The organism is Sorangium sp. So ce426, assembly GCF_051475585.1.
GTDB lineage: Bacteria > Myxococcota_A > Polyangia > Polyangiales > Polyangiaceae > Sorangium > Sorangium cellulosum_B.
The window spans coordinates 1,599,586-1,614,945 of record NZ_CP150341.1; the positions used below are offsets into that span (position 1 = coordinate 1,599,586).

The following is a 15,360-nucleotide window of genomic DNA, read 5'->3' on the forward strand; positions in this document are numbered from 1 at the left end:
TCGACGAGATGGCGTCCCGTCAGACATCGCGCAGGGCGCGCGCAGGCCAGGGGCCGGAGACCGGCGTGGCGAGCGCGGCGGGCGTCGCGGACGGCGCGCCGCCGATCCTCGCGCGCCTCGGCGGTCGGCTCCGGCAGCGGCGGACGGAGCTCGCGCTCACCTTGCGCGAGCTCGCCGAGCTCGCCGGCGTGAGCGAGCGCTTCCTTGTGCTGCTCGAGAGCGGGCGGGCGAACGTCTCCGTGGTGCGGCTCGAGGACATCGGCCGCGCGATGGGCACCTCGGCCGCCGCGCTGCTCTCGGCGGGCGAGCTCGGCGAGGAGGCGTCGCCGCGCGGCCGGTCGGCCGGCGAGGCGGGGGAAGGGGCGGGCGAGCCCCTCGTCGCGCTGCTCGGCCTGCGCGGGGCCGGCAAGACAACGATCGGCGGCCGCGCGGCGGCGCGCCTCGGCGTGCCCTTCCTCGAGCTCGACGCCCTCGTGGCCGCGCGCGCGGGGATGAGCCTCGCCGCCCTGTTCGAGATCCATGGAAACGCCTACTACCGGCGGCTGGAGCGCGAGGAGCTCGCGCGGCTCGAAGGCGCGCGCGCCCACGGGATCGTGGCCACGGGCGGCGGCCTGGTGACCGATCCGGCGACCTTCGAGCGACTGAGGCGCTGCGCGGTGACGGTGTGGCTGCGGGCGACGCCCGAGGACCACTGGCGCCGCGTGGTCGAGCAGGGGGACGCGCGGCCCATGGCCAACCGGGCCGACGCCATGAAGGAGCTCAGGGCGCTCTTCCAGGCGCGGCGCGCGCTCTATGAGCAGGCCGACTTCGCGGTGGACACGTCGGCGCTCGGTCTCGCGCGCTCTGTCGATCGCGTGGTCAAGATCGCGCGTGAAGCTGGTAGAAGGAACGCGACGCGCTCGCCTTGAGTCGGGGGCGCGCTCCCCCTCCTCACCCATGTCCATGCCGCGCCTCAAAATTCTCTTCGTGGTGTCCGAGTGCGTCCCTTTCAGCAAGACAGGTGGTCTAGCCGACGTGGCGGGCGCGCTGCCGATCGCGCTCGCCGCGGCCGGTCACGACGTGCGCGTCGTGATGCCCGCATACCGTGCCGCCAAGCGCTACCTCGACCGCCAGATCGCGCTCGCCGAGCAGCAGCCCGCGGGCAGCGAGGCCGTCGCCGCGCCGGCCGTCGCCGCGGCGGCCGCCGGCAACGGGCTCGCCGCTTCTGCGGCCGACGCGGCCCCGGCGGCCGGCGCGGCCCAAGGCGGAGGCGCGGCCCAAGGCGGAGGCGGCGAGCCCCCGGCGGAGCGCTTCGTGCCGCACCGGCTGCCGCTCTCGCTCGGCGTGCCTCTCGGCGGCGGCGAGGCGTGGACCGCCGTCTGGGAGACGCGCCTCGATCCCGGGGCGCCCGGCGCGCCTGCGCCCCGCGTGTACCTGCTCGAGCACGACGTGCTCTACGATCGCGACGGCATCTACGGCGACGCGCACGGCGAGTTCGGGGACAACCTCGCCCGCTACGCGCTCCTGTCCCGCGGCGCGCTGCAGCTCTGCCACGCGCTCGAGTTCTGGCCGGACATCGTCCACGTCCACGACTGGCAGTCGGCGCTCGTCCCGCTCTACCTCAACGTCCTCGAGCACCGGTCGCCGCTCGCCCGCGCCGCGTCCGTGCTGACGATCCACAACCTCGGCTACCAGGGCTGGTTCAACAAGGGGCAGCTCCACACGACCGGGCTCGGGTGGGATCAGTTCCACAGGTTCTGCCTGGAGGCGTACGACAGCATCAACCTGCTCAAGGGCGGCATCTACAACGCCACGCTCGTCTCCACGGTCTCCCCCAGGTACGCGCAGGAGATCCAGACGTGGGAGGGCGGCGAGGGGCTCGACGGCGTGCTGCGGGATCGCGGCACCGACGTGATCGGGATCCTCAACGGCATCGACGATTCCATCTGGAACCCCGCGACCGATCCCCACATCGCGGCGCCGTTCTCCGCCGAGGATCTCGGCGGCAAGCGCCTCTGCAAGGCGGCGCTCCAGCGAGAGATGGGGCTCGAGGAGCGCCCCGACGTCCCGCTCCTCGGGCTCATCAGCCGCCTGGCGACCCAGAAGGGGATCGACATCCTCGCGGGCGCGCTCGACCACATCCTCTCGCTCGACGTCCAGCTCATCGTCCTGGGCTCCGGCGAGCGCTGGGCCGAGGACCTCTTCTCGCGGATCTCCGGCGCGAGCGACCGCTTCCGCGTCTACGTCGGCATGAACGAGGGGCTCGCCCACCGCATCGAGGCGGGCGCCGACCTCTTCCTGATGCCGTCGCGCTACGAGCCCTGCGGGCTGAACCAGATGTATAGCCAGCGCTACGGGACGCTGCCGGTCGTGCGCGCCGTCGGCGGCCTCGACGACACGGTCGAGAACAACGTCACGGGCTTCAAGTTCGAGGAGATGTCGTCGAGCGCGCTCGGGAACACCGTCGCGTGGGCGGTGCACCTCTACCGCGCCGACCCGGCCTACTTCCGGTCGATGCAGCTGCGGGCGATGAAGAAGAACTTCGGCTGGGCGCAAGCCGCGCGGCAGTACGAGGCGCTCTACCGCCTCGCGATCGCCCGCCGCACCGGCCGCCCGTTCTGATCGCGCCCGCGCCCCCGGCGGAGGCGCGGCGCGATCGGCGCGTGCCTCCCTTGCGGGGAGCGCGTGCCTCCCTTGCGGGGAGCGCGCCCGGGAGCGTCACTCCTTCTCGGGGGCGGCCGGCGCGGCGGGCCGCGCGGTCCCGGCGGCCTCGCGCGTCGCCGCCTGGCTCTTCGCCATGAGCGAGCGGGAGAGCGCGCGGTGCTTGCCCTCGATCACCGACACGAAGCTCGTGACGACCGGCAGGAACAGGGCAGGGGAGGTGATCCCCTTGTCCGTCAGCTTGGGCTCGGCCGCCTTCACGTCACGGATGAAGCCGGCGAGCGCGGGCTCCATGATCTTGGCCCACGGGTCGGTCTGGTGGGTCGAGCCGTACGTCTTGAGCGCGGCCGCGGACGTCTCCAGCTTCTGGAGCGCGGCCTTCTCCGCCGCCGGATCGACGTTCTTGCTGGTGAGGATCAGCATGAGCGCGCGCGCGTCCTCGAGGGCCGTGATCGCCTCCTTCTGGCCCTCTTCCGCCTTCGCGAGGTCGGGCAGGTGCGACGCGTGCCACGCGGAGACCGCGAGGCCGAGCTTCTCGGAGTGCGCGTCGAGCTTCTGGAACTCGGCGAGGAGCTTCGCGTGGAGCTCCTTGCCCTTCGCGAAGCTGTCCTTCTTGTACTCCTCGCGCTGGTAGTAGTTGGCCGCCGCGGCGATGTTCTTCGCCAGCTCGGTCGCGAACGGCGCGTACTCGGCGAGCGCGGCGTCGACGTCCGCCATGGCCGGCTCCTTGAGGCTGAGGGCGACGGTGCAGGCGCGCGCGTTGCGCTCGTGCGGCGCGCGCGCGCTGAAGTTGATCGGCCGGCGCTCGTCCGGCTTGCCAGGCGGGGTCGGCGCGCCCTTGGCGGCGGGGGCGCTGGTGCCGCCCGGCGCGGCGACGGCGCCGGGCAGGCCGGTCGTCTTCGGCGCGGCGGCGCCGGGCGCGGGCGACTTCGCGGGGAGCGCGCCCTTCGCCTGATCGTCGTTGCCGAAGCTCGGGATCTTCTTCTCGCTGGGCTCATCCTTGCCGAGGCTCGCGAGGTACGCGTCGCGGGCCTGCTTCAGCGAGAGCGTCCCGAAGTAGCAGACGTCGACGCGGTACTCCTTCATCGACTGCGGGTCGACCTTCGCCATCGGCGACACGGGCGTCCGCAGGCTCGCCTTTCCCTTGTTCGTGTTCGCCGCCGCGGAGCTTGCAGGCTCCGGCTGGGGAGGGGGCGGGTCCTCCTTGCAGCCGGCGGCACCGCTGGCGACGAGCACGAGCGCGATAGAACAGAGAGACCTGACGGAAATCATTCGGTGTGCCTCCTCGGCTGGCGCAGGAACGGGCGCATCATGCCTAAGCCGGCGGCGCTTGCAACACCCGGCCAGGGGCGAGAACTTGCGGCCCTGGTCGGGAAAACCCCGCCCTCGGCCCAAAACACGCGACGCCGCGCGGTTCTTCCAGGCCTCCGCCGGGGCTGTCCCTCCCCGGCCTCCGCTGTGGCTGACGAAACGTTCCGGGTCTAATGTCCGCCGCGTGAAGCTGCGAACCTTGACCCTGGACGAGCTGACCATCGACGACGAGCGCTCCTTCCGGCACGTCGCGCTCTACGACGATCTGAAGCAGGCGCTCCGGCGCGACGGGTACCGCTTTCGCGTGCCCGAGGGCGAGGCGAGCTGGGATCGCGTCGTCTTCTTGAACCTGACGTTCTGGAGCCAGAGCGAGCAAGGCGACCTGATCGCCGGCGACCACCTCGCCGCCGACGTCGTCGCGCACGTCGCGTGGCACCACCTCGCCCACCGCGCGCTCACGGCGGCGGGCGCCGGCGCCCCGCCCAGCGCAGAGGCGCTCCTGCTCGCCGAGGCCATCGCCAGCGCGTTCGATCTGTACCTCGTCGGGCGCCTCCTTGGGCACGCCCCCGGCTCCGACTTCCTGGCCACGCAGGTGCCCGCGATGGCCGAGGCGGCCGACGCGGCTGGCCTCTCCGACGCCGGGTTCGAGGCGCTCCTGGAGAGCGTGGCCGGGAACCCGGAGCGCGCCTTCGAGGACCTCCGCGCCCTGCTCTTCGACGTCGCGACGGCGCTCGTGCGCTGCGATCGCCTGAGCCGCGCCGCGGAGATCCTCGCCGGCTTCGACGCCCACCGGTTCGCGCCGCTCCTCCACCACTACGAGCTGTCGAACTGGATCCTGTCGACCCGCGCTTCCGGGTCGGCCCCCGCCCCCGATCCGGTCGCGCGCGCCGTCGACGCGGCGCTGCGGAGCGCGCCGGTGTCGCTGGACTGGTTGGAGCAACGCTGGGTGCGCCCGCCCGCGCCCCTGCCGGCGCCCGCCGGTGAGCCCTCCGCCTAGGCGAATCCAGCGGGATCCGGCGGGATCCCGCGGCGCGGAGCCGGGCGGAGCGGGCGAGCCCGAGGGCGACCGCCCCGGTCACCTGTGAAGAAGATTGCGCGTGCTGGCGAGCTGCGCGATTCTCTTCTCAAGGTGCAACTCGCCTGCTCTCTCTGCAGGACCTACGTGGAGATCGGTGTAGGACGCGAGATGCGTCCGTCCTTGCCGTTTGTCTGCAAGACGTGTCGCATGAAGAGCAAGCAGGCCGCGTCCGAGAGGGGTGAGCCACGGTCTTCCCCCTCGGGCGTTCCGAGCTCCGCGAGCGGGCGCGACCGGCGGGAGCCGCCGAGCGAGCCGGAGCGCGCGAAGCCTTCCTCCGGGCGCCGCTCGGAGAGGGGGGCCGGGCTGTCGAGCGACGTGCTGGACGCCGAGACGACGCTCCCGGGCGCTGGCATCCAGCGCCGGCTGGTGGAGCCCGCGGGCGAGGCGGAGCGGCGCGCGGCGCCGGCGGCCGTGCGCAGGCGAGGGCTCACGCTCGCGGAGCGGATCGCGCAGCAGGAGCTGGACGCCGCGCCCGAGTCCAGCCCGAGGGCGCTGGATGCGTTCGACGCGGCGGCCGAGGCCTCGCTCGAGCACGCCGTCGTGACGCCGGACGGCGGGCTGGGGCGGCGCGAGGTCCCGGCGCGGCATCGCACGTTCGCCGGCCTCTCCTGGGACGACACGCCCCGCGGCGGCGCGGCGCCGACCGGCAGGAGCCCGTCCGCGCTCCCTCCCGCCGACTCGGATCCCGTCTCGATCCAGGACCTCGCGCAGATGCTCTCCCCGGGCGTCGAGCCGCCGTCGCTCTCGTTCGGCTCGCACGCCCTCGAGGAGGAGCGCGCGAGCCAGCCCGCGCCCGCGCCCGAACCCGCCGCGGTGCCCCGCGCGGCCCCGCGCACGCCGGTCCCGGCGCGACCGCCGGCGCGGCGCGAGCAGCGCACCACGGCGCCGGTGGCGCGGCCGCGGACCGCTGCCGTCCCGCGCGCCGGCGGCACCTCGCGGCCCGTCGCGCCGCCGTCGGAGATGCCGCCGGCGCCGCTCTCCGAGATACCGTCGGCGCCGCTGTCCATCGACGAGGGCCGGCCGTCGTCGCACCGCTCGTCGCCCGAGCTCCGGCTCCAGGACGTGCAGGCGATGGCGGCGCTCGCCCCGCAGCCCATGCCGTCCGCGCGGCGCGCCCGTTCCGGCCCGAGCGCCGCGCAGCCCGCCGACGCCTCTCCGGCGGACCTCGCCTTGCTGGGTTCGCTCGTCCCGTCGCCGGCCGCGGGCGCGCCGCGCGCCGCCGAGGAGCAGCGGCGAGGCCGCGCCAGGTCCGAGGCGCCGGGCGCCGCGGGAGGGCCGCGGGATCAGGGGAGCGACGAGCGGCCGTCGCACGAGCCGCTCGCGCTCACGAACCTCTCTCCGCGGTCGGCCGCCCGCGCGGCGGGCGACTGGCCCGGCCAGACCGAGCCTCGCGGGCGCGCCGAGCGCAAGGAGACCTCGGGCCTGATCGACCTGCGCAGCATGGCGCCGCCGCCCGGCGAGGAGGGCGAGGCGCGCCGCAACGAGGACCGGGCCGATCACGAGATCCTGAGCATCAACAGCGGGCTGTTCGATGACGCCGCCGCCGGGCGGAGCTCGGACTCCTCGTTCCCCTCGCAGCCCGTCGAGCCCGAGCTCCTGGCCGTCGAGGGACACACGTCCTCCGGGGAAGAGACGCCGGTGCGCACCTCGATCACGGCCGGCTCCCTCGTGTCCGAGAAGCTGCGCGCCCTCTCGACGCCGGCATCGCGGCAGAACATGGCGCTCGCCGGCTGGGTGACCGTCGTCTTCATCGTGTTCGGCGCTGCGCTCTACCTCGCGCAAGCTCACGGCCGCTCGTCCAGCGCCGCGGCGACCCAGAGCGCGCCCGCGGGCAGCGGCGCGCTCGTTGAGGCGCCGCCCGAGGCGCCGCCTCCGTCGTCTGCCGCGACGGATCCCGCTGGCCAGACCGCCGACCGGGAGCCGTCCCTGGATGACGAGCCGGTCGCGGAGCCGCCGGCCGCCGCTCCTGGCCCTGCGGAGCAGGCGCTGGCCGCCTCCGCCGGCCCTGCCGGCGAGCCAGCGGCACCGCCGCAGCCCGTGCAGGCAGGGGCGGCACCCGAGCCGACCGCCGCGCCGGCGGCGAGCGCCGCGCCAGCAGCGACCGCCGCGTCAGCGGCGACCGCTGCACCAGCGGCGACCGCCGCGCCGGCGGCGACCGCCGCGCCGGTGTCGACCGCCGCGCCGCAGGCCAGCGAGAAGCCGGATGTCCCCGAGCGTCCTGCACGGGCCGCGGCGCCGAGCGAGCCCGAGCGCGCCAAGCCGGCGGGCAAGCAGCCGCCGCCGGCGCCGCTCCTTCCGGCGAAGGACGAGCCAGCGCGCTTCGATCAGAGCGCGGCGTCCAGCGTCCTCGCGTCCGCGGCGGCGGCCGCCGCCGGGTGCACCGGCGAGGGCCTCACCGGCACGGCCCGCGTGGCCGTCACCTTCGCGCCCACGGGGAAGGCCATGTCGGCGCGCGTGGAGGGGGGCGACCTGGTCGGGACCGCCACCGCCGGGTGCATCGCCGCTGCGTTCCGCGACGTCGCGGTGCCGCCTTTCGAAGGAATTCCGGTCACCGTCATGAAGCAGGTGAAGATCCGCTGACGACGGGTCGAAAGCTTTCTATCCTCCCGCCGCTGTGCTGGTCGCGCTTCGGGTCAAGAACTTCATCCTGATGGACGCCCTCGAGCTCCGGCTCGAGCCTGGGTTCAACGTGCTCACCGGCGAGACGGGCGCGGGCAAGTCCATCGTCGTGGGCGCGCTCTCGCTGGTCCTCGGCGGCCGCGCGAGCGCCGAGCAGGTCCGCCCCGGCGCGGACGAGGCCGAGATCGAGGCGCTCTTCGACGTGCGCGGCTCCGATCGCGCCATGGCGATGCTCGACGCCGCCGGCATCGCGAGCGAGGGCGAGCTCGTGGTCCGCCGCGTGGTCCAGGCGACCGGCCGCTCGCGCGCCTACCTGAACGGCCGCCTCTGCACCGCGGGCGAGCTCCAGGCGCTCGCCCCGGAGCTCGCCGACGTCGCCTCGCAGCACGAGAGCGTCGCGCTGACCGATCCGTCGACGCACCTCGGCTACCTCGATCGCTTCGGCCGCCTCGTGCCTGCGCGCAGCGAGCTCGCGGCGGACGTCAGCGCGCTCGAGGCGCTCACCGCCGAGCTCAGGGCCGCCCGCGAGCTCGAGCGCGGCCGCGGCGAGCGCGAGGCGTTCGTCTCCTTCCAGCTCCAGGCCATCGACGCGCTGTCGCCGCGCCCCGGCGAGCTCGCCGATCTCGCGGCCGAGCGCAACCGGCTCCGCCACGCGGGCCGCCTGCACGACATCACGCGGCGCGCCGCGTCCCGCCTCGATCAAGGGGACGACGCGATGTGCGACGAGCTCGCGCGCCTCGCCTCGGAGCTCCGGGCGGCGGCGGAGATCGATCCCGCGCTCGACGATGTCGCCCGCGCGGTCGACGGCTGCTGGACGGAGCTCAGCGAGGCGGCCCGCCAGATCGCCCGTTACGCCGAGCGCGCGGAGGCCGACCCGGATCGCCTCTCCGAGATCGAGGATCGCATGTACCGCCTCGAGGGCCTGCTGCGGCAGCACGGCCCCACGCTCGACGACGTGCTCGCCGCGCGGGCGCGCCTCGCGGCCGAGCTGGAGCGCCTCTCGGGGGTCGAGAGCCACGTCGCGGAGCTCGAGCGGCGGCGCGACGCCTTGCTCGCCGTCGCCGCGGAGCGCGCCCGCAAGCTCTCGGCGAAGCGGCGGAAGGCCGGCGAGAAGCTCGGCGCCGCGATCTCCTCGGAGCTCGCCGATCTCGGCATGGGCGGGGCGCGGGTCGTCGTGGACATCGAGCCGCACGGCGGCGACCGCGCCGAGCTGGTCGTCGACGGCGCCCGCCTCGGCCAGGACGGGATCGACCGCGTCGAGTTCCTCATCTCGCCCAACAAGGGGATCGAGCCTCGCCCTCTGCGCCGCATCGCCTCGGGCGGCGAGCTCTCGCGCGCCCTGCTCGCCCTGAAGCGGGTGCTCGCGGAGTGCGGGCCCGCCGGGCTCTACGTCTTCGACGAGGTCGACAGCGGCGTCGGCGGCGCCGTCGCCGACAAGATCGGGCGCGCGATCGGCGACGTGGCGCGCCACCACCAGGTGCTCTGCATCACCCACCTCGCGCCCATCGCGGCGTTCGCCGGCGCTCACTTCGTCGTCGCCAAGGAGAACGCGGGCGGCATCGCCAAGAGCTCGGTCACGCGCGTCGACAAGAAGGACCGCATCGCCGAGGTGGCGCGGATGCTGTCGGGGGCGAAGGTCACCGGCGCGTCGCTCAGGGCCGCGACGGAGCTCATCGAAGCCGCGCGCCTCTGAGCGGCGGTCACCCGCTTCGGATACGGGCCCATCTCGACGTTTTCGGTGCTCAGCGCACGGGAGTGCGCTTGCGCGCCGAAAACGCCGATCTGGACCCGTCTCCTGTGCGGGTGACCGCCGCTCTGCGACGGCGTAGCCGAGGCGGGGCGCGTGGGGCGGATCAGCTCCGCGCGAGCGCGTAGTCGTTCAGATCGACGCGGATCAGGTCCTTGAGCCAGGGGTGCACCGTGATCGCGGTGCGGTAGAGCCCCTGGGCCATGCGCCGGTAGCTCGTGTGCCCCTGCTTCGCCGAGCGGAGCTCGATGACGTGGAAGAGCTCGCGCAGGTTCAGCGTCCAGAGGGTCCTCACGCGGAAGCCGAGCGGCACCGCGTACTGCGACTCGAGGGGGTAGCGCTCCTCCATCGCGTTCCACGCGTCGCGCGCGGCGAGCATCGCGTCCTGGTAGGCCTCGGCGTGGCCGAGATCCGAGAGGGCCTGCGGCGTCTCGAAGCCGAGCCGACAGGTGAGCCGCTGCGTCGCCGGCGTCAGCATCCGGTGGCGCTGCAGGTCGCGGTACGCGCCGTAGTCGAGCATCAGCTCGAAGGTCATCGTCGACGCCTCGAACGCGCGCGGCGGCGCGTCGTACGGGCCGCGCTTCTCGCACGCGGCCTTCGCGATCCCGATGAGCTCCGGCAGCGTCGCGCGGTGGAGCGCGTCGCCCAGGTTGTAGGCGTGCACGCCCGGATCGCTCCCGTCATACGCGAGCGCGAGCGCGACGCGCTCCAGCGCGTCCTTGTCGTAGCGCACCAGCCGGACAGGCTGGTTTATCACCATCGTCGCGCTCACTCCCTCGTCCGGCGGCGTGTAGACCCGCTTCATCGCCGCGGCGACGCTGGCCTGCAGCGTCTGCCGGAGCTCGTTCGGCGCGGCGTACTTCACGAGCGTCGGGGTCACGGCCAGCGCCGCCGTGTGCATGTCGCGGGCGACCCTGCGCACCTCCTCGAGCGGGTGCGACAGCATCTTCGTGAGCAGGACCTCGAGCGCCCTCGCGTTCGCGGTGAGGCCGATGTTCGTCCGCGTCCCCGCCGGCAGGAGGCCGCGCAGGAGATCGCACGCCTGCGCGCGCAGCGCCCCCTTGTAGGCGGCGTCCGACATCTTCTCGGGCTTCGGCGAGCGCGCGCCGAGCCGCTCGGTCACCCTGGGGACGAGGTCGAGGTAGGTCGCGAAGAGCCGCTCGCTCGAGGCCTTGTATTTCGCGGCGTGCTCGGCGTCGAGCTCCGGCAGGTCGACGAACGAGTGCTGATCGAAGACCACGTAGCGCGTGCTCTTCTCCGTGTACGAGCCGAGCCGCAGGTCCTCGATCACCTTGGACGCGACGATGCTGACGTTCTCGATCGCGAGGTGCACCACGGCGTGCTCGGCGACCGACGCGTGGCCGTAGCCCACGACCCATTTCTCGTGGAAGCTCCGCGCCTTGTCCGACGCGAACGCGAGGCCCCGGCGCGGCCGGCCGTCGGCCTCCGGGGCGACGTCGAGCTCCTCGTCGCCGAGCAGGCGCGCCAGGTTGGTGCGCAGATCGTCCCGGCTGCGCGAGTAGTACGCGAACAGGACGGCGATGACTTCTTCCGGCAGACCCGACAGCGAGAAGACGTCGGCCGTCAGGCTCGACACATACGGCGCGATTCGCGCACGCGACGCTTCGTCCAAGGCCATGCCCCTGCTTCTACTCCCAATCGCAGGCCGGACGGTCGACAAAACTCGGTTTCCGATCGACAGATCCGGGCCACGTCGGCGCACCGCCGCGCCGGCCCTCGCGGCCGGGGCTGGCCGGCGCGCGCGGTCCGGGCGCGGCGCGTGTTCGGCGTCGTGCGCGTGTTCGGCGTCGTGCGCGTGTTCGGCGTCGTGCGCGTGTTCGGCGTCGTGCGCGTGTTCGGCGTCGTGCGCGTGTTCGGCGTCGTGCGCGTGTTCGGCGTCGTGCGCGTGTTCGGCGTCGTGCGCGTCGTCGAGCGCGCTCTGCGTCAGAGCGCTCGCGCCGCGGAGACGACGAAGGGATCGGGGAAGATCTCGCTGTTCGCGAGCGGCCGGCTGCGGCGGGTCAGCACCTCGCAGCCGTTCCTCGTCACGACGATGGTGTGCTCGAACTGCGCCGACAGCGAGCGATCGGCCGTCAGCGCGGTCCACTTGTCTTCCTGGATCTCGACCTCGTAGGTGCCGAGGTTGATCATCGGCTCGATCGTGAAGCACATGCCGGCGCGGAGGCGGGCGCCGCTGCCGTACTTGCCCACGTGCGAGACCTGCGGCGCCTCGTGGAAGCGCCGTCCGATGCCGTGCCCGACGAAGGCCCGCACCACCGAGCAGCCCTCGCCCTCGGCGAACTCCTGGATGGCGGCGCCGATGTCGCCGAGGCGCGCCCCGTCCCGGACCTGGGCGATGCCGAGCTGCAGGCTGCGCCGGGACACCTCGGTCACGTGCTTCGCCTCGGCCGAGGGCTTGCCGATGTAGAAGGTCGCGGACGTGTCGCCGTAGAAGCCGTTGTAGATCGTGGTGACGTCCACGTTGATGATGTCGCCCGGAACGAGGACGCGATCGCACGGGATGCCGTGGCAGACCACCTCGTTGATCGACGTGCAGACGCTCTTCGGGAACCCGTGGTAGTTGAGCGGCGCGGGGTAGCCGCCGCGGCGGATCGTGTCCTCGTGGACGAAGGTGTTGATGTCCTCGGTGGTGATGCCGGCGCGGATCATCTCGCCGACGCCGAGGAGCGTCTCCGCAGCCATCTGTGAGGCCGTGCGGAGGGCGTCGACTTCCTTGACCGTCTTGATGCTCACGTTGCTCACGGCGCAGACAGCTCCCCGAGGACGACGGCCTCTTTGACGGCCGCGGCGACCTCCGCTGTATCAGGTGAAAGGTGCCAGTGGATCTCCGGCTCGCCGGCCTCGCCGGCGAAGCGCCGGATGAAGGCGACGAAGGTGAGCCCGCGGAGCCGCGCGTCGATCGCCTTCGCGACGCCGAACGCGCGGCTCTGCGGCCGGATGTGGAGCTCGAACGCCCGGTCCGGCGCCCGGGGTGTGGCCAGCGGAGGGTAGCCGACCTGGATCCCGAGGTGGTAGGTGCGCTGTTCGCCGATCGAGTCGACGGTCACCGTGTTGACGCGCACCCGCGCGACCACGTCTCCCGTCTGCGCCCTCTCGCGGAGGAACGGGTCGGATCTGGGCGAGGGGCCGTCCAGCGAGAAGCCCACGGCGGCGGGCTCGATGTTGTCGTCGAAGACCTCGCGCGCGCGCCCCTCCCATGGGAGCAGGCCAGCCTGTGAATCGACGGACGCCGCGGGGCGCTCGTGATCGGCGACGCAGCCGCCGGCGGGGCCAACGGTCGCCAGCGCGGCGAGCGCAAGGCGCAAAGGTGCAGCACCGGCGGCAGGGATCATCCTTGGGGCCAGAGCTCGTAGCACGTCGGCCGGTCCCTGTCAGGACCCGGCACACACTGGCTACATGCGCTGTCGAGGCTGTTTTGCCCTCGTCGCGATCCGCCTCGCGCTCGCTCTCCATCGATCCGGCCGAGCGATCGTCCAACGGCGGTCGACCCCGCTCGGTGCGGAGAACCTATTCTCCTGTCCTACCGCAGGTGCTAGCGTTCTCCGGCTTGCCGGGCTGGGTTTCCTGGCTTTTGCGATTGCACAGAGCGCAGGGACAGGGCCTGCGCCGGCTTGGAGGAGGAACATGAAAGCGAAGAGGCTCCTGGGAGCGGCGCTGGCTCTGGGGCTGGGCCTTGCGGCGATCACGAGTGCGACCGTGGCGGCTGCCCAGCAGAAGCGGGGGGGGGCGTCCGCCGCGGCTCCTGCCGATACGCCGGTGACGAAGAAGACGATCGCGCTGACGCCTCCGGGCATCGCCTGGGGGATGACCACCAAGCAGGTGGCGGCGGTCATCGACAAGATGCTCGATGAGGTGTACGTGCCGCGTTACAAGGCCGTCTCGCCCGGCGTGAAGATGAGGGCGCTCGACGCGGAGCTCGCCGAGGAGAAGAGCGCGTTCCGCCGCAGCCGCATCGACTTCGGCGGGTTGCCGACGGGCATCGACGCGACGCCGCTCAAGGGCGAGTACACCTACCTCAACAAGGAGTCGATGATGACGCTGACCCGCGAGAGCGGGAAGCGGTACTTCTTCTTCATCCAGGACAAGCTCTGGAAGATCATCGACGAGCACCCGCTGGGCGAGAAGGCTGCCCGCGGGAAGGACTATGCGTCCGCCGTGGTCAAGCTCGCGACGGTGTTCGGGGTGCCTGGCCGCGTGACGCCGCCTGCTCCGGACAAGGGCCGCTACGTCAACGAGGTCGACTGGAAGGACGCGGCCACGCGCTTCCGTGCGATCGAGCGGAACGACTCCGAGATCGCGTTCGCCTACGAGGACCTTGTCACGCTGGGCAGCCTCGATTCGCTCCGCCCCAACAAGCCGGTCGACGCGAACGCCATCGACCCCGCCGTAGCCTCCGCCGTCCGCAAGGAAGAGCCCCCTCCCGGCCCGCCCCCCTCCGCCGACAAGTCCGGCAAGAAGAAGTAGCCCCCGCTCTTCCCTCTCTCTCAACCCCCGGTTCCGCTAGCCCGCCTGAGGCGGTCACCCGCACAGGAGACGGGTCCAGATCGGCGTTTTCGGCGCGGAAGCGTACTCCTGTACGCTGAGCACCGAAAACGTCGAGATGGGCCCGTCTCCGCAGCGGGTGCCTGCCTCAGGCAAGGGAGGCGCCGTCGGGGACGCGCATGCCGTTGGTCACGATGACCCGCGCGGACGGCGCGACGGCGAGCACCGCTGGCTCGATCACCGCGCGCGCGGTGAGCATGGCCCCGGGGCAGCCCGAGCACGCACCGGCCAGGTGGAGCGTCAGGTGATCGGGCTCGACGGCCACGATGTAGAGCTCACCGCCGTCGGCTCGGACGAGCGGCGCGATCACCTCGCGGCAAACCTTGAGAAGCTGATCGATGGAAGCCGGCATGGGGGTGAGCTCGGCAGCGCGAGCCAGTCGCCACAGCCTAGCACGGTAGCGCTCGATAAGGAGATCTCCCCCAGGCCCGCCGCCGGCCGTCACAGCGCCCGGGTCGTCGCCAGGGGGACCGCCCTGGAGGGCGCGCTCACGCTCAGAGCGTCGAGACGAGCGCGGCGACGCCGGCGTCCGCGGCGAGCTCCGGAGCGCGCTGCGCCGCGGCGCCGAAAGTGCGGCCGGCGATCTCCACCGTGCCGCTCCAGGGGCCCGAGGCCGTCTTCGCCGGCAGGTCCAGCTTCTCGAGCGCCTCGGTGTTGACGTCGGGCGTCACCGGTCCGCCGTACGCCTTCGCGCCCTTCCACGCGAAGACGTAGAGCAGCGGCGTCGACTTCAGCCCGTCGCGCTTGGCGAGCTGGGCGATGTCGCGCTTGGCCGCCTCCTGCAGCCGGTACGCGTAGGCGCGGAACGACCAGCCCGTGACGAAGAGGCCCTGGAGCTCGCCGCCGCTCCCCGTGACCGGGTGCACGGCGACCCACTGGAGGTCGGGGCCGTTCCTGACCCCGCGCATCTCCTGCATCTCCCCGAACGCCTCGACGACGCCGCTGCCCGGGGCCAGCACCTTCCTGAGCTCGGGGAACGAGGCCAGGACGGACCTGTTGGCGAGCATGTCCGGATCGGCCTCGCTGCGCAGCACCGTGCCGCTCGGATCGGCGAAAGAGAAGAAGGTGCTCTTCGCGAACTCGAGCTCCTTGACCGAGGCGCGCGCTCCGGCGATCGCCTTCTGGAGCCCGAGTAGGTTCGCGCCCGGGTCGGTGTCCACCAGCGCCGCGAGCTTCTGCGAGCCCGCGGGGAGGCCCGTCCGCACCTGGCCGACGTCCTCCGCGACGACCGGCGCGAGCTTGGCGCAGAGCTCCGCGGCGTGCCTCTGGGAGGTCTTGCCGTCCTCCTGACACCCGCTCCCGAGGGCGGCGACCAGCGCACAGGCGAGCACTGCAGGCTTGCTTTCGCTTCGGGCGAAGGTGGAAGAGCGCATCATCGAGAACGACTCTCCGAGGCGAGCGG

The 15,360-nt window shown here is 73.0% G+C and carries 12 protein-coding genes; 6 read left to right on the forward strand and 6 right to left on the reverse strand.

Annotated features, from left to right (window positions below; all coding sequences use genetic code 11):
- Positions 1-8 precede the first annotated feature (8 nt).
- Entirely contained in the window at positions 9-908 is a 900-nt protein-coding gene (locus WMF44_RS05925) for a shikimate kinase (RefSeq protein ID WP_437298144.1), read from the forward strand.
- 34 nt (positions 909-942) lie between these two features.
- Entirely contained in the window at positions 943-2,601 is a 1,659-nt protein-coding gene (locus WMF44_RS05930) for a glycogen synthase (protein ID WP_437301533.1), read from the forward strand.
- Between the two features lie 96 nt (positions 2,602-2,697).
- Here WMF44_RS05930 and WMF44_RS05935 read toward each other — a convergent pair whose 3' ends face one another.
- Entirely contained in the window at positions 2,698-3,912 is a 1,215-nt protein-coding gene (locus WMF44_RS05935) for a DUF3829 domain-containing protein (RefSeq protein ID WP_437298145.1), read from the reverse strand.
- Positions 3,913-4,135: 223 nt separating this feature from the next.
- Between WMF44_RS05935 and WMF44_RS05940 the strand changes: the two genes are divergently transcribed.
- From WMF44_RS05940 to recN, 3 genes are all read left to right on the forward strand, one after another.
- Positions 4,136-4,948 carry a hypothetical protein gene (locus tag WMF44_RS05940; protein ID WP_437298146.1) on the forward strand — a complete coding sequence of 271 codons (813 nt, stop codon included), beginning with the start codon at positions 4,136-4,138 and terminating at the stop codon, positions 4,946-4,948.
- 228 nt (positions 4,949-5,176) lie between these two features.
- Positions 5,177-7,609, forward strand: coding sequence for a hypothetical protein (locus WMF44_RS05945; RefSeq protein ID WP_437298147.1), 2,433 nt, complete (start codon positions 5,177-5,179; stop codon positions 7,607-7,609).
- 34 nt (positions 7,610-7,643) lie between these two features.
- A complete protein-coding gene (gene recN / locus WMF44_RS05950) occupies positions 7,644-9,341 on the forward strand; it encodes a DNA repair protein RecN (protein ID WP_437298148.1) in 1,698 nt (565 codons plus the stop codon).
- A gap of 160 nt (positions 9,342-9,501) precedes the next feature.
- Here recN and WMF44_RS05955 read toward each other — a convergent pair whose 3' ends face one another.
- The 3 genes from WMF44_RS05955 to WMF44_RS05965 form a co-directional block, all read right to left on the reverse strand.
- On the reverse strand, positions 9,502-11,034 hold the full coding sequence (locus tag WMF44_RS05955; RefSeq protein WP_437298149.1) for an FAD-dependent thymidylate synthase: 1,533 nt from the start codon (positions 11,032-11,034) through the stop codon (positions 9,502-9,504).
- 305 nt (positions 11,035-11,339) lie between these two features.
- Positions 11,340-12,158, reverse strand: a complete 819-nt coding sequence (map, locus tag WMF44_RS05960; RefSeq protein ID WP_437298150.1) for a type I methionyl aminopeptidase — start codon at positions 12,156-12,158, stop codon at positions 11,340-11,342.
- Positions 12,155-12,721 carry a cobalamin ABC transporter substrate-binding protein gene (locus WMF44_RS05965; RefSeq protein WP_437298151.1) on the reverse strand — a complete coding sequence of 189 codons (567 nt, stop codon included), beginning with the start codon at positions 12,719-12,721 and terminating at the stop codon, positions 12,155-12,157. Before WMF44_RS05965 ends, map begins: the two co-directional genes overlap by 4 nt.
- Before the next feature lie 319 nt (positions 12,722-13,040).
- On the opposite strand from WMF44_RS05965, the gene WMF44_RS05970 reads away from it, so the two are divergent.
- Complete coding sequence (locus WMF44_RS05970) at positions 13,041-13,880, forward strand: hypothetical protein (protein WP_437298152.1); 840 nt, start codon at positions 13,041-13,043, stop codon at positions 13,878-13,880.
- A 166-nt stretch (positions 13,881-14,046) separates the two neighbouring features.
- On the opposite strand, the gene WMF44_RS05975 is transcribed toward WMF44_RS05970, so the two are convergent.
- Both WMF44_RS05975 and WMF44_RS05980 read right to left on the reverse strand, forming a co-directional pair.
- The gene (locus WMF44_RS05975; protein ID WP_012233706.1) at positions 14,047-14,310 is read right to left on the reverse strand and encodes a NifU family protein; all 264 of its coding nucleotides are present in this window, start codon (positions 14,308-14,310) and stop codon (positions 14,047-14,049) included.
- Positions 14,311-14,452: 142 nt separating this feature from the next.
- Positions 14,453-15,334, reverse strand: coding sequence for a hypothetical protein (locus WMF44_RS05980; protein WP_437298153.1), 882 nt, complete (start codon positions 15,332-15,334; stop codon positions 14,453-14,455).
- Positions 15,335-15,360 lie beyond the last annotated feature (26 nt).

Excerpts from the sequence above, each read along its gene's own strand:
- WMF44_RS05925 (WP_437298144.1), top strand. The coding sequence starts at position 9 with ATGGCGTCCCGTCAGACATCGCGCAGGGCGCGCGCAGGCCAGGGGCCG.
- WMF44_RS05930 (WP_437301533.1), top strand. The coding sequence starts at position 943 with ATGCCGCGCCTCAAAATTCTCTTCGTGGTGTCCGAGTGCGTCCCTTTC.
- WMF44_RS05935 (WP_437298145.1), bottom strand. The coding sequence starts at position 3,912 with ATGATTTCCGTCAGGTCTCTCTGTTCTATCGCGCTCGTGCTCGTCGCC.
- WMF44_RS05945 (WP_437298147.1), top strand. The coding sequence starts at position 5,177 with ATGAAGAGCAAGCAGGCCGCGTCCGAGAGGGGTGAGCCACGGTCTTCC.
- WMF44_RS05955 (WP_437298149.1), bottom strand. The coding sequence starts at position 11,034 with ATGGCCTTGGACGAAGCGTCGCGTGCGCGAATCGCGCCGTATGTGTCG.
- WMF44_RS05970 (WP_437298152.1), top strand. The coding sequence starts at position 13,041 with ATGAAAGCGAAGAGGCTCCTGGGAGCGGCGCTGGCTCTGGGGCTGGGC.
- WMF44_RS05975 (WP_012233706.1), bottom strand. The coding sequence starts at position 14,310 with ATGCCGGCTTCCATCGATCAGCTTCTCAAGGTTTGCCGCGAGGTGATC.
- WMF44_RS05980 (WP_437298153.1), bottom strand. The coding sequence starts at position 15,334 with ATGATGCGCTCTTCCACCTTCGCCCGAAGCGAAAGCAAGCCTGCAGTG.